This window comes from Microbacterium resistens, assembly GCF_021172025.1.
Classification (GTDB): domain Bacteria; phylum Actinomycetota; class Actinomycetes; order Actinomycetales; family Microbacteriaceae; genus Microbacterium; species Microbacterium resistens.
Genome location: NZ_CP082781.1, coordinates 1041813 through 1055341, shown reverse-complemented (window position 1 = coordinate 1055341; position 13529 = coordinate 1041813). Strand labels below are relative to the sequence as shown.

Annotated in this window: 14 protein-coding genes and 1 pseudogene; 5 read left to right on the top strand and 10 right to left on the bottom strand. The window is 69.2% G+C overall.

Annotated features, from left to right (window positions below; genetic code table 11):
* Positions 1-210 precede the first annotated feature (210 nt).
* Complete coding sequence (locus K8F61_RS05025) at positions 211-771, top strand: dihydrofolate reductase family protein (RefSeq protein WP_231820889.1); 561 nt, start codon at positions 211-213, stop codon at positions 769-771.
* A gap of 10 nt (positions 772-781) precedes the next feature.
* On the opposite strand, the gene K8F61_RS19025 is transcribed toward K8F61_RS05025, so the two are convergent.
* The 8 genes and pseudogenes from K8F61_RS19025 to K8F61_RS04990 all read right to left on the bottom strand — a co-directional run bounded on the left by K8F61_RS19025 (position 782) and on the right by K8F61_RS04990 (position 7348).
* Positions 782-1006 (bottom strand): SDR family oxidoreductase, encoded by a 225-nt coding sequence (locus K8F61_RS19025; RefSeq protein ID WP_269456633.1) that lies wholly within the window; start codon positions 1004-1006, stop codon positions 782-784.
* 109 nt (positions 1007-1115) lie between these two features.
* Positions 1116-1511, bottom strand: a pseudogene (locus K8F61_RS19130) (SDR family NAD(P)-dependent oxidoreductase); the annotation flags it as partial.
* A gap of 19 nt (positions 1512-1530) precedes the next feature.
* A complete protein-coding gene (locus tag K8F61_RS05015; protein WP_231820888.1) occupies positions 1531-2016 on the bottom strand; it encodes a nuclear transport factor 2 family protein in 486 nt (161 codons plus the stop codon).
* A gap of 130 nt (positions 2017-2146) precedes the next feature.
* Complete coding sequence (locus K8F61_RS05010) at positions 2147-2668, bottom strand: SRPBCC domain-containing protein (RefSeq protein WP_067243153.1); 522 nt, start codon at positions 2666-2668, stop codon at positions 2147-2149.
* Positions 2669-2702: 34 nt separating this feature from the next.
* Positions 2703-3608 carry an NAD-dependent epimerase/dehydratase family protein gene (locus tag K8F61_RS05005; protein WP_231820887.1) on the bottom strand — a complete coding sequence of 302 codons (906 nt, stop codon included), beginning with the start codon at positions 3606-3608 and terminating at the stop codon, positions 2703-2705.
* A gap of 52 nt (positions 3609-3660) precedes the next feature.
* Positions 3661-4455: a hypothetical protein gene (locus K8F61_RS05000; protein WP_231820886.1), complete on the bottom strand. Its 795-nt coding sequence runs from the start codon at positions 4453-4455 to the stop codon at positions 3661-3663.
* Positions 4456-4473: 18 nt separating this feature from the next.
* A complete protein-coding gene (locus tag K8F61_RS04995; protein ID WP_231820885.1) occupies positions 4474-6330 on the bottom strand; it encodes a flavin-containing monooxygenase in 1857 nt (618 codons plus the stop codon).
* A gap of 127 nt (positions 6331-6457) precedes the next feature.
* The gene (locus K8F61_RS04990) at positions 6458-7348 is read right to left on the bottom strand and encodes a cyclase family protein (RefSeq protein ID WP_231820884.1); all 891 of its coding nucleotides are present in this window, start codon (positions 7346-7348) and stop codon (positions 6458-6460) included.
* Between the two features lie 305 nt (positions 7349-7653).
* Here K8F61_RS04990 and K8F61_RS04985 point away from each other — a divergent pair, with 305 nt between their 5' ends.
* Positions 7654-8712: a ferredoxin--NADP reductase gene (locus K8F61_RS04985; RefSeq protein ID WP_231820883.1), complete on the top strand. Its 1059-nt coding sequence runs from the start codon at positions 7654-7656 to the stop codon at positions 8710-8712.
* Between the two features lie 51 nt (positions 8713-8763).
* The gene (locus tag K8F61_RS04980; protein WP_231820882.1) at positions 8764-9390 is read left to right on the top strand and encodes an isochorismatase family protein; all 627 of its coding nucleotides are present in this window, start codon (positions 8764-8766) and stop codon (positions 9388-9390) included.
* Between the two features lie 48 nt (positions 9391-9438).
* Here K8F61_RS04980 and K8F61_RS04975 read toward each other — a convergent pair whose 3' ends face one another.
* A complete protein-coding gene (locus tag K8F61_RS04975) occupies positions 9439-10317 on the bottom strand; it encodes an alpha/beta hydrolase (protein WP_231820881.1) in 879 nt (292 codons plus the stop codon).
* Complete coding sequence (locus tag K8F61_RS04970; RefSeq protein ID WP_219085801.1) at positions 10314-11117, bottom strand: SDR family NAD(P)-dependent oxidoreductase; 804 nt, start codon at positions 11115-11117, stop codon at positions 10314-10316. The genes K8F61_RS04975 and K8F61_RS04970 overlap by 4 nt, the downstream gene beginning before the upstream one ends.
* 215 nt (positions 11118-11332) lie before the next feature.
* Between K8F61_RS04970 and K8F61_RS04965 the strand changes: the two genes are divergently transcribed.
* Both K8F61_RS04965 and K8F61_RS04960 read left to right on the top strand, forming a co-directional pair.
* On the top strand, positions 11333-12367 hold the full coding sequence (locus tag K8F61_RS04965; RefSeq protein WP_231820880.1) for a Rieske 2Fe-2S domain-containing protein: 1035 nt from the start codon (positions 11333-11335) through the stop codon (positions 12365-12367).
* A complete protein-coding gene (locus tag K8F61_RS04960; protein WP_067243162.1) occupies positions 12367-13524 on the top strand; it encodes an acyl-CoA dehydrogenase family protein in 1158 nt (385 codons plus the stop codon). The genes K8F61_RS04965 and K8F61_RS04960 overlap by 1 nt, the downstream gene beginning before the upstream one ends.
* Positions 13525-13529: the final 5 nt, after the last annotated feature.

Sequence of the window (13529 nt, the reverse complement as noted above, 5' to 3'; positions counted from 1 at the left end):
GATTCTCGTGCGAGTCGTGCCGCGGGCATCCGCGGCAGAATGCGGTAGCGGGCCTAGCTGACGGCACGACCGAACAGCGGCGTCACCGGAGCCAAGTGCCCGGACTCCACCGTGGATGTCGTCGGTTCGATCCCGGCAGGGCCCACGCGCCGACGTCGGCTTCGGCTCCCACCCGTGGCGGTCTTCCGATCCGAGGCCTAGGCTCGCGCCATGGGACTTCTGACGTTCTCCCTCAACCTGACGCTCGACGGGTGTGTCGACCACGAGGAGGGGATCGCCGACGACGAGACGCACGCCTACTTCACCGGCCTCATGTCCGAGACGGGGGCGATGCTCTGGGGTCGGGTCACGTACGAGATGATGGAGGCCTTCTGGCCGGCGGTGGCGCGCGGGGACGAGCCGGCGCCTCCGGCCATGCGCGACTGGGCCGTCGCACTGGAGACGAAGCCGAAACACGTCGTGTCCTCGACGAGGACGGACTTTCCCTGGACGAACAGTCATCACCTCGCCGGCGACGACCTGCGCGGGGCGGTACAGAGGCTCAAGGACGAGACCCCGGACGGAGTGCTCCTCGGCAGCGGCGCACTGGCGGTCTCGCTGGACCGCCTGGACCTCATCGACGAGTACCGCTTCCTGGTCCACCCCCGGATCGCCGGCCACGGCCCCACCCTCTATGAGCGGGGACTACGGCACACGCGGAATCTCGCTCTGGTGTCGGCGACGCCCCTGCGCAACGGGGCGATCGCCGTGCACTACCGCCGCGCGCAGTGAGGCGGAACGGTCAGCGGCCGAGGAAGAAGCCGCCGTTGACGTCGAGATGAGCCCCGGTGATCGCGCGCGCATAGTCGCTTGCGAGGAACAGTGAGGCCGTCGCGCAGTCCTCTTCGCGAGGGATCTCGTTCCGCAGCGGGATCTGCTTCCCGATCTCGTCGGCCAGCGCATCCGCGGTGATCCCCTGACGTCCCGAATCGGCCTCCAGGTACTGACGGACCGGCTCGCCGTCCATCCAGCCGATATAGGTGCTGTTGACGCGGATGCCGATCGGATTCGAGCTGATTCACCCGGCGCGTCGCCACGGTGTTGATCATGACGATGCTGCCGTCCGCCTGTCGCGTCATCTGCGGGATCACGGCCTGCGTCATCTGCACCGAACCGTACAGGTTGACCTCGATCGCCTGCCGCCAGCCGTCCATGGATGCCGTGCCCGAGGGCTCCCACGGGCCATGCTCGTACGCGGTGTTTATCAGCGCATCGATGCGGCCGAACCGCTCGACCGTCGCGTCCGCGAGTCGCCGACACTGATCGGCGTCCGTGATGTCGGTCGGCACTGCCATCACTTCGCAGGTGTGCCCGGCTGCCGTCATCTGTGCGACCGCGTCGTCGAGGCGTGACGGGGTGCGCGCCGCAAGCACGACCGCGGACGCCTGGAAACGGGCGGCTTGTCGTGCCAGGCGAATGCCCAGACCGGGTCCGATGCCGGACACGATGACGACTTTGTCTTGCAGCAGCATGGATCGTCCTTCTCGGTTGTCACACGTCCTGAGCGGGGTAGTCGACGGCAGGCGCGGGCCGCATCACGCTCCGGTCGCCGATCTCCAGCAGCAGCGTCATGCTTCGGCGATGAATCCGCCAGCCCGCGGGCACGAGAACCCACTCGTCGTCGTAGTGGCCGACGGCGTCGTAGCGGAGATCCGCCCGATCACCCGCGCCCGCGTGCACGGCGCGGACATGGATCCGGCTGCGGACACGACTCGGATCGGAGGCGTCGACCTCCAGATTGCCGAGGAGGTGCTGGGTCGGACCGCACCCTCCCATGTGCAGATCGATCATGCGGCGGAGCTCCTCGACTCCGTGACACACGTAATCGCCGCCATACGTCGAGGTGCAGTCGGAGGTGAAGACCTCGTCGAACAGGGCGAGCTCGCGGGTATCGACCGCGGTGGCATAGCGGATCAGGACCTGGCTGAGCGCGTGCTCGAGCAGGATCTGGTCGATCGTGCTGGGGATGTTCGGCATTGTGTGTTCCTCGATGTCGATGAGAAGGCGGCCGCCAGACGGTCTCGGACAGGGCGGGAGTGTTCCCCAGGTGCGAACAGGCCAGGAACGACCTCGCCGTCCCGGGATCAGGACCCGCCGGTGAAACGTGTCAGGCGATCTCGCCGCGGTGGAGCGCCTCGGCACGCCGTTTCAGCGCGCGACCGGTGTCGTTGAAGGCGCGGGTCACCCACGGACCCGAGAACCGCATGACATGGATGGCGTTCGGACCGAGGAACGCGTCCGTCGAGCGGTACCGGGTGAGCTCGGGGCCGACGGACTCCAGGATCTGGTCCCGCCGTGCCGCGTACGGCCACTCCTCGGTAAACGGAAGCTCCCACGACAGCAAGTGATTCGGTTCCACCGCGCAGACGAACTCGACGCCCGGGAAGAGGGCACCGCCGCCGGTGTAGTCGACCAGGCTCATGTGGACCGGCGCGCCGAGCTCGAGGGTGGACTCGGCGCGAACGCAGAACGGGTTCCATTCGCCGTAGCGCGGCATGTCCACCAGCACCTCCCACACTCGCTCGACGGGAGCGGCGATCTCGAAGAGGTCGGAGGAGACGAGCGTGGCGGTGTCGTACTCGGCGAACGGGTCGAAGGTGGTGTGCGACGGTGCGCTCTGCGCGGTCATGGCCGAAGTCCTCACTGTTGTCGTCTATCGGGGATCAGCGGGTCGATGCGGTGAGCCGCTGCGGGTGCCGCGCGGCGACGGTCCTGCGGATGCCCTCGCGCCAGTCGACCGTGCACGGGCCGGTGATCGAGAGCCTGCGGGCGTTGTCGGCGACCGAACCCCGGAGCGTGTTGTCGATCGGGGCGACCACGACGTCGGCGGCCGTCCCCATGAGCTCGGCGGCGTACGAGCACCACTCCTGGACGCTCACTGGCTCGTCGCCGCCCCAGTTGACGATGGTCGCGGGAATCGTCGCCGCCTCCAGGAGCGCGGAGGTCTGGGCGTTGATGTCGTCCTCGTAGATCGGACTGTACAGACACGGATCCCAACGGGTCGTGACGGGTCTACCCTCGGCGATCGCATCGACATGGTGAGCGGGCAGACCGCCGTTCGGCCCGTACGAGGCGTTCATCCGGGCGATCGTGACCGGAATGTCGAAGGCGCGGGCCGCCAGTCGTGCTGTCGCCTCCTGGCTGATCTTCGACATCGAGTACGTCGGGCTGTGTGTGGCGTTGCAGTCGCCGAGCGGCGACTCCTCGGTGAACACGTAGCGCGGGTCGTCCTGCGGGCGGTACACGGAGTGCGTCGACATGACGAGCGCGCCCCGGGCCTTCCGGCAGTGCTGGAGGAGCAGCCCGGTGCCCTCCGCGTTCGCGCGGATGGCGCCGTCGTAGTCCCAGCCCGGCGCCTGGCTTGCGGCCAGGTGGACGACGTAGGTGACGTCGCTCGGGACTCCGGTGAAGTCCCCGGCTGCGAGATCGCACGCGACCGGAGTGATCCCCGCCTCGCGGACTCGCTCCCGCGCCTGCGGATCGCTGAAGCGCGCGAGCCCCCAGACGTCGTTGTCCGCGGCGAGCATGCGGGCGATCGGGAAGGCGATCTGTCCCGCGACCCCGGTCACCAGGATCTTCTCGCCGCTCAGCATGTCGGCGTCCGGTCGTCGTCGTGCACGGTCACCACAGCTCGTCCGTGTAGATGTCGGTGCCGACAATGGTGGGAAGGAAGGGTGAGGCGAAGGTCACGGTGCCGGCCCCCGACCGCTCGATGTCCGCCGCATAGTCGATGATCTGCGGCCAGCTCCGGACGGGCTCGTCCTCCAGGAAGAGCATCTGCAGGATGCGCTCCGCGGTGCCGCCGTCATTGCCCATCTTCATCGGGACGTCATGGTCGGCGGGCCAGGGCTTCATCCGCCAGCTGCTGATCAGGTCGACGGCGCCCTTGCCGAGCAGGGCGGCCGCGGGCCCCTTTTCGATCGCCTGGATCGCGTCGGTGCGCGAGACGCCCGCTGCGGGCTCGATCATCAGGACGACGAGACCCCCGTACCGGTGATCGTGCGCGAGCTCCAACGGCACGGAGTCCTCTCCCGCCGACACCGTCGAGTCCGGCAGGTACTGGGCGGTGTGGACGTGCGAGCGCTCCGGGAAGCCTCGTCCGGCGGCGTACAGCTCGCCGACCTGCTTCTGCGCCCAGGCGTCCGCGACCTCGGCATCCGGCTCGTGCACCCAGTAGGCAGCGAGATACGAGCCCTCGTCCACGGTGCTGGCCACGGGGCCCGATGCGGGAAAGCGCAGGTCCTTCATCGCGCGGGTGGCCACCCATCGGCTGCCGGCGAACCAGCCCGGGCCGATCATGCAGCCGGAGTATCGGTGGTCCCGTTCGTACCACCGGTTGTACGCGACCTCGTGGCCGCGGTGGGGATCCACCAGGGTGAACAGCGCGTATCCGAGTCGGACGGGCGTCAGCGTCATGGTCTTCTCCTTCTCGGTTCAGCGGGTGAGCGCCAGGCCGTCGAACCGGTCGTCTTCGCGCCACTGCTGCAGCATGTCGAAGTACTCGTACCCCGGGCCGTAGAGGCCTGCCACCAGGGTGCTGCGCTTGTCGTCGATCCGGCCCTCGTTGTTGTACTGGCCCGGGGTGCAGGTCCGGTTCCAGTCCCGGCGCATCTCGGCGTGCCCGGCGATCGTCTCGTTCCACCCGGCCTCGGCCTCGGAGGTCGGCTGGATCGCCTTGATCTGTTCGGTCAGGCACTTGTCGATCATGTAGACCATGTGCCGTGCCTGATGATCGATGAGGTTCGCGATGTTCGAGACCGCCGTGGACTGGACGAAGCCGAGGAAGAAGAGGTTGGGGAAGTCCTCGCTGAGGAAGCCGTGGTACGTGCTCGTTCCGGTGGCGAACTTTTCCGACAGGATCCTGCCGTCGCGGCCGACGACGTCGTATCCGGCCCGGTCTGTCCAGGTCCGGCCGATCTGGAACCCCGTCGCGAACACGATGAGGTCCACCTCATACTCGTGGTCGCCGACCACGATGCCGCGTTCGGTGATCCGGTCGATCGGGGTCTCGGACGTGTCCACGATGGTCACCGAGTCCCGGTTGAACGCCGGGAGGAAGTCATCGCTGAACCCGGGGCGCTTGCACATGGTGCGGTAGTAGCTCTTGAGCTTCTCGGCCTTCTCCGGATCCTCGACGATCGCGTCGACGCGGTCACGGAGCATCTCGTTCCACTCGTAGTCCGAGCGCTCCATCGCGTCCATGAGCTGCTCGAGAGTGGGCTCCGCGCCACCCGCTTCGAAGATCGCGCCGAGCTGGTACTTCGCGAACTTGATCCAGCCGTCGTCCACCTCGCAGTCCGCGGTCGCGCGGTCCATGGCGCACTTGTCGAAGGTCGCGCGTCGCGCCTGGTGCCATCCCTCCGGCAACGAGCGGAACCACTCCAGGTCGGTCGGCGCGTTCTCCCGCGGGGCGATCTGCGTGGGGGTGCGCTGGAAGACGACGAGCGACTGCGCGTACTCGGCGAGCTGGGGGATCGCCTGCACGCCGGTGGCCCCGGTGCCGATGATCGCGACCCGCTTGTCGCGGAGCTTCTCCAGGTTCCCGGTGATGTCTCCTCCGGTGTAGTCGTAGTCCCACCGGCTCGTGTGGAAGCTGTGCCCCGCGAACGTCTCGATGCCGGGGATGCCGGGCAGCTGCGGGCGGCTGAAGGTCCCGCTCTGCGTCGAGACGAATCGTGCGCGCACCGCGTCTCCGGCGTCGGTCCGGACGATCCAGCGCGCTGCCGCCTCATCCCACTCCATCCCGGTCACGCGGGTCTGGAACAGGGCGCGCTCGTAGAGGTCGAACTGCTTCGCCAGCGACTGGCAGTAGGCGAAGATCTCGCTGCCGCGGACGTAGCGCTCGGTCGGGATGTATCCGGTGTCCTCCAGGTACGGCAGGTACACGTAGGACTCGACATCGCACCGCACGCCCGGGTATCGGTTCCAGTACCAGGTGCCGCCGAAGTCCGCCGCCACGTCGAGGATGAGGAAATCCGTCCGCCCGCGTTTGGTGAGCTCGATCCCGGCGCTCATCCCCATGAAGCCCGCGCCGATGATGAGGACGTCGACCTCCGCGGTGCACGGCGGCGCGGTGCGGGTGCCGGTCGCGTGCGGATCGGCGTCGAAAGCGGCCAGGTCTCCGTCGAAACCGACCGCCTGATAGGTGTCGGCGCCGGTGTTCGGCAGTCGCTTGTCGCGCTCCTCGGCGTACTTCCGGCGGAACCACTCCAGGTCGTCCACCTTGCGTTGCGGCACCCACAGGTGCGGGTCGCGCGTCGTGGTCGTGGTCGTGTCGGTGAGGGTCATCATCGTCCTTCGTCGATAGGTGTGGTGCTCGGCCGGGCGGGGCGACTGTCAGGGGCGCCGGTACGAGGGAGTGAGGGGGACATGCGGCGGCTCCGTCGTCGCGGCGGTCTCGATCCGATGGGGCGTTCGCTCAGCCGATGGCCACCGGGGTGACCGGGCTCGCCGTGGCGCCGGTGACCTTCAGCGCGCCGATCGACAGCAGGAACTCATAACAGCGGTCGGCCGCGAGCTCGCTGAGGTTCATGTTCTCGACCAGGTGGATCCCGTGCTCCACGAGCAGGATGATGTGCCCGCCCAGATACACGTTCTCGTCGAAGGGGATCGGTTCGACGGCCGCGTTGTCCGAGCCCACGAGGGCGACGTCCTGCTCCGCCAGGAACCTGGCGGCCTCCCGGCCGATGCCCGGCTGCGGCATCTGCTGGCCCTGGTTCTTGAGGTAGTCCTCCATCCAGCCGGTGCGGATGAGGACCATGTCGCCCGTCTGAAGCTCGACGCCCTGCGCCTCCAGCGCCTGCTGCAGGTCGGCGGCGGTGATGACGTAGCCGGCCGGGAGGGGATCTTCTCCCTTGGATGCGGCGACGTCGATGAGCACCCCGCGTCCGGCGATGCCGCCGACCTGGGTGATGTCGCACTTGTCGGCGCCGAGATACGGGGTCATCCCCTCGGCGGGGAATCCGTTGTAGATCTTTCCGTCCGCGTAGACGTGACAGAGCGCGTCCATGTGCGTGGAGGTGTGGGAGGGAATGATCAGCTGATCCTCGTTCGCACCGACTCCGGGCGCGCCGCCGTTGGCCCGGGCCATCGCCTCGTCATCGTGGTTGGTCAGGGTGAGCCGCTGCGGGGCGCCTCGGTAGTCCAGGTTCGGGACGCCACTGCGCTGGATCGGGATGCTCAGGCCGTACGTCTTACCGGTCCTGGGCAGCTGCAGGGCCGCGAGGACGCGTTCCGGTGTCAGGAGGTTCAGGGCACCGCGCTCATCCGACGCGCCCCAGCGGCCCCAGTTCGACCTGTGTGTGCTCACATCATCCTCCTCGTTGAAGACGGGTGCGATCCGTGTCCGCCGAGCTCTGTGCTCGACGACGATCGCATGACGTCGATCGTTTCCGGGACGGTGGCAGCGGCGCCGCCGCCCCGATGATCGATGACGATCGCACCGACTGTAGCCAGTGGCCACGCGAGCGTCAACCCTGCCGCTCGGCGTGTCCGGACTGGCGTGCGATCCTCGATATTGACGCGACTGTGGCCAATGGCTACAGTCGAGGCGATCGCCCGTTGACCTGCGTCGCTGCCCCGCGCCCACGACGGGCAGGCCCGAAGGAGGACCCCATGGCTGAGCCGGCACGGATCGCACCGGCGGAGCTGCGCATCGTGGACGTCATCGAGGAGACGGCGGACGCGCGCTCGCTCGTCTTCGGCGTCCCGCCCGAGCTGTCGCGAGTGTTCGACTACCGCCCGGGGCAGTTCCTCACGCTGCGCATCCCCAGCGAACGCACCGGTGCGGTCGCCCGCTCCTACTCGCTCTCCAGCACGCCCGGCATCGACGCGCATCTCAAGGTCACCGTGAAACGGACCGACGGCGGATACGCATCGAACTGGCTGTGCGACAGCATTCGCGTCGGGGACCTGATCACCGTTCTCCCGCCGTCGGGGTCCTTCGTGCTGAGGAGGCTCGACGCGGACCTCCTGCTCTTCGCCGGCGGCAGCGGCATCACCCCGGTGATCTCGATCCTCAAGGCGGCGCTTCGCGACGGCACGGGGCGCATCCGACTCGTGTACGCGAATCGGGATCGGGACTCGGTGATCTTCCGCGCCGAGTTGAACGCTCTGGCGGAGAAGCATCCCGACCGGCTGAGCATGCTGCACTGGTACGACGACGAGCACGGCTACCCGGACATCCCGCGGGTCGCGGACGCCGCGGCGAGCCATCCCGACGCGGACGCGTACCTGTGCGGGCCGCCGCCTTTCATGCGCACCGTCGCCGACGGTCTCCGTCACGCCGGGTTCGGCGCCGACCGGGTCCACCGCGAGGTGTTCTCCTCGCTCTCCGGCAACCCGTTCGACGAGGTGGCACCCGTGCCCGAGGAGCCTGCCGACCAGGACGCCGGATCCGCGGGTGCTGCGAAGGGTGTCGTCCATCTCGACGGGGAGACGCACGAGGTCGCCTGGCCGCGCGATCGCACGCTGGTGGACGTGCTGCTGGCCCGCGGAATCGACGTGCCGTACTCGTGCCGCTCGGGAGAGTGTGGCTCGTGCGCCTGTCGCCTCGTCTCCGGGGAGGTGTCCATGGCTCCGACCGAGGCGATGGACCAGGAGGACATCGACGAGGGATACCTCCTCGGCTGCCAGACGCGACCGGCCTCGGACGAGGTCGAGATCGCCTTCTGACGCGTGGCGGTTCGGCTGGTCGGCGCATCGACGAAGAGCAAGGAGAAGGCGATGGACCTCAGAGAGCTCGTTTCTCGGGAGCACACGGCCGTCGTGCTCATGGAGATGCAGCGCGGGGTGGTCGGCGACCTCTCCGGTCCGCTTCTCGCTCCGCTGGTCGACGCCGCGCGCGAGCGAGGTATCGTCGCCGCGCTCGCCGAGGTCGTCCGGGCGGCGCGCGAGGTCGACGTGCCGGTGGTCCATGCGGTGGTCCGCTTCCGCGCGGACGGCGTCGGCACTCCGATCAACACGCCGACGCTGGCTCGGCTGCAGCGCAGCGATCCGGACCGGCTGCGCGAGGGGGCGGCGGACACCGATGTCCTCCCCGAGTTGAGGCCGCGACCCGGCGATGTGCTCTCCTGGCGGCGTCACGGGATGTCGGCGTTCACCGGAACCGATCTCGACACCGTACTGCGTTCGCTGGGCGTGCGCACCGTGGTCCTCGGCGGCGTCTCGCTCAACGTCGGCGTGATCGGGACGGCGATCGAGGCCGTGAACCTCGGGTACAGGGTCGTCGTGGTCCGTGACGGGGTGGTCGGAGTCCCGCTCGAGTACGGCGACGACGTGCTGCGGCACTCGCTGCGGGCGCTCGGGGCCCAACCGACCGCCGCGGACATCGCGGAGGCGTGGGCGGGCTGATGCTGCGCGCTGTCCGCCGGGGCGTCCGACCCGGCGGACAGCCCGCGCTCACCCGGTGGTGGTGCGCGCGAGGGCGTCCGCGACGATGCGGACGGCCCGAGCGGACTCCGCGCGGGCCGGATCGACCGTCGGCCAGGCGTGCGGGAGGTCGGCGAAGACCTCCGCCCGCACCGGCACCCCTGCGCGCGCGAGTCCTGCGGACATCGCGAGGGTGTCGTCGAGGAGGCACTCCGAAGAACTGGCGAGGAGGAGCGCCGGAGGGAACCCGCGGAGATCGCCGAGGACCGGCGAGGCCAACGGATCGTCGTCCGGCCAGCCCTGCAGGTATTGCGCCGCCGCTGTGCGGGCGTCTGCGTGCCCGAACAGGGGATCGGTGTCGGCGCGGGTGCGATAGCTCTCGGCGGTGCAGCGGAGATCCACCCATCCCGAGAGCAGGACGAGCGCGCGAGGACGGGGGAGCCCGAGCGCGGCCCCGGCGGCGGCGAGCGCGGCGGCCAGCCCGCCTCCAGCGGAGTCGCCGACGAGAGCGGGCGGCGTCGGCGACGATCCCGCGAGCGCGCGGTAGACGTGGATCGCGTCGTGCAGGGCTGCGGGATACGGATGCTCGGGGGCGAGGCGGTAGTCCACGGCGATCACACGCTCGCCGCTGGCGAGCGCGAGCTGTTCCGCGAAGGCTCGGAACAGTTCGGGGGACCCGAGGCGGTAGCCTCCGCCGTGGAAGTAGACGGTGGTCGGCTGCGGCCCGTCGTCCGGTCGTCGCTGCGCGGAACTGCTCAGGCAGCGCACGCCGCCGATCCGGACTTCGGTGGTCTCGACACCGGGGAGCGGAGGCGCCTCCGGTGCGGAGGCGATCCGCTGACGTCGATCCAGGAGGCTCTGCGGAGTGGCGAGGGCACAGGCGCGCTCGGCGGGGATCGCGGCGCTCATGACAGCAGGCTCTCGAAAGGGTCGATGATGCTGACGCCGCCGTCGACCGCGATCGTCTGACCGGTGACGAAGGCGGAGAGGTCGCTCGTGAGGAAGAGAGCGGCGGAAGCGACGTCGGAGGGGGAGCCGTTGCGCTTCAGGGGCGCGACCGCGGCGGCGCGCTCGCGCAGGGCGTCCGTGCCTGCGGCGAGGATCCTCGGGGTGAGGATGGAGCCCGGCGCGACCGCGTTCGCGCGGATGCCGCGAGGGCCGAGCTCGCTGGCGAGCGTCTTCACGAGCGACACCAGCCCCGCCTTCGCCGCCCCGTAGGCGGCATGGTGCACGGAGGCGGTCAGGCCGTGCAGCGATGAGATGAAGGTCATCGTCCCCGCCGTTCCCGTCTCGATCATGTGCCGGCCGATGTGCCGACTGAGCAGATGCGCGTGGCGGAGGCAGATCGAGAACTGCGCATCCCACGTCTGCGGATCCATGTCCAGCACCGCGGCCCATTCCGCCATGCCGACGATGTCGACGAAGCCGCTCAGCGGGCCGTCCAGGAGTCCGACGGCGTCATGCACGAGCCGGGCGACCTCGTCGTCCTGCGTGACGTCGCCGGACCAGGGGATCCCGTCGACCTCCGCGGCGACCTGCCTGGCTCGATCCGCGTCGATGTCCGCGCAGACGACGCGGGCTCCGCTCTGGGCGAGGGCATGGCTGGTCTCTCGTCCCATGCCCTGGCCGGCGCCCACGACGACGAGCGCGCGCCCGTCGAGTCGCAGTCGTCCCGGATAGGTGCGGGTGGGGGGATCTGTGCGCGTCATCGTGGCCTTCCTCCGATCAGGACCCGGGCGGCGTTGCCTCAGGTTGACGCAAGTGTAGCCACTGGCTACAGTGATTGCAGTCACCACGGCGGGTGACCGCGCGAGGCCTCATGGAGGAGGTCCCGCGAAGGACCGGACCGCATCGGACGCATCGCGGGTCGCACAGTTCCGCGAGTGCCCGCCGCCAGGGTTCAAGGAGGACGACTGTGACATCGATGGCCCTTTCCATGAAGCCGACCGGCTGGTTCCAGATCGGATGGTCGAGCGATTTCGAGGTCGGTGACGTCACACCCCTCCGGTACTTCGATCGCGATCTGGTGGCGTTTCGCACCGAGAGCGGGAAGCTCGCGGTGCTCAACGCGTACTGCGAGCATCTGGGCGCGAACATGGCGTACGGCGGCACGGTGTGCGGCGAGGACATCCAGTGTCCGTTCCACGGCTGGCGCTGGAGCATCGCGGGCAAGAACACCCTGATCCCGTATCAGGACTCGGTGAACCGGGCACGGCGGATCGGGGCCTGGCACACCGCCGAGCGGGACGGGATCGTGTACCTCTGGCACAACCACGACGGCGGTGCGCCCCTGTACGAGGTGCCGAGCGTCTTCGGTCTCTTTCCCGGCAGCGGCTCCGAGGACGACTACCACGTCCCCGACGAGGGCGCGCGGTTCCAGTCCGAGGCTCTGCCGATCCACCCCCAGTACGTCGCGGAGAACGGCGTCGACTTCGCGCACTTCAAGTACGTGCACCGTGCCGAGGAGATCCCGACCGTGGTGAGCCGTGAGTTCGGCGAGCACGACTTCCGTTCCGAGCTGGCGCTCGACTTCTCCGTCCGCACGGCGGACGGCGGGACCGAGACCGTCGAAGGCCGGACGTTCGCCGGTCTGCTGGGCCTCGGGCTCGGCTTCTCGTACGCCTACGGTGTCGGTGCCATCTGCAGCATCACCGCGGTCACCCCCGTGGACGACGAGACCTCGATCCTCCGCTTCACCGCCTGGGCCAGCAAGGAGGACGGCGAGAGCGAGGAGCGCGTCGCCAAGCGGCAGCGCAGCGCCATCGGGCAGTTGCGCGCCGACCTCGCGATCTGGGAGCACCAGCGGTACACCGAGCCTCCCGGGCTGGCGACGGCCGAGGCGGCCGGCTTCCGGGACATCCGCCAGTGGGCGCGTCGCTTCTACCCCGCCGGCCACAAGGGCAGCGGCGCCGAGGAGCAGCGCGCGGGGACCGACGAGCTCGTGGCGGAGAACGCCTGATGCGCGGGAAACTGGGGGAGGATCTCGAACGCTGGCGTGCCGAGATCCGGGCGTTCCTCGACGCGGAGCTGCCCAAGGAGCACGCCTTCAACCCGGAGTTCGACGATGCTCCGGAGCAATGGGCCATCGCACTGGAGTTCAGCAGGAAGGTCGCCGCGAAGGGATGGATCGGCCTCACCTGGCCGGTCGAGTACGGCGGCAAGGGACTCCCGCCCGTGGCGAACCAGATCCTGCTGGAGGAGCTGTACGCGGCGGACGCGCCCATGATCAACTCGGTCGGCATCTTCCTGGCCGCGGGCACCATCCTGGTCGGCGGCACGGAAGAACAGAAGAAGCGACTGCTGCCCGAGATCGCGAACATGCGCGTGCTCTGGGCGGAGGGGCTCACCGAGCCCGAGGCCGGGTCCGACCTCGGGTCGCTCCGGACGAAGGCCGTCCGTGACGGCGAGGAGTGGGTGATCACCGGCCAGAAGGCGTTCACCTCCTGGGGGCCGATGTCGGACGTGCTCTACGTCGCCGCGCGCACCTCCACCGATGAGGCGGCGCGCGACGCGATCAGCATCTTCGTCGTGGATCTCAAGAGCCCCGGAGTCACGCTCCACCCGATGCGCAACTACGGCGGCGGCGTGCAGTCCACGACCTACCTCGATCACGTCCGGGTGCCGGCCGACGCGCTGATCGGCGAGGAGGGCATGGGGTGGAGCTACATCATGCGCGCCTTCTACGCGTCGGGAACGGTGGAGCCGATCTACGCGATGCAGGAGGAACGGCTCCGCGCGCTCATCGCGCATTGCCGGAGCATCCCGGGCCTGCTCGACGACCCCCACGTGCGGGCCGATCTCACCGAGCTCGCCGATATCGTGCAGACCCAGCGCCTGATGGCGTACGAGATCATCGGGGACAACGCGGCGGGACGCCAGACGCCCTGGGGCGGGGGCGTGCAGCAGGTGATCGCCAAGGAGTCCGAACCGCTGTTCGCGCAGATCTACGATCGCGTGCTCGGACCCGCGAGTCAGCTCCGTCCCGGCGCGCCCGGAGCAGTGCTCGACGGGAGACCCGAGGCCTGGTACAGGCAGTCGTTCGCGAACCACGCCGGAGGGACCTCCCAACTCAAACGCATGGTGCTGGCCACGCGCGGACTCGGTCTGCCGCGATAGGAGGA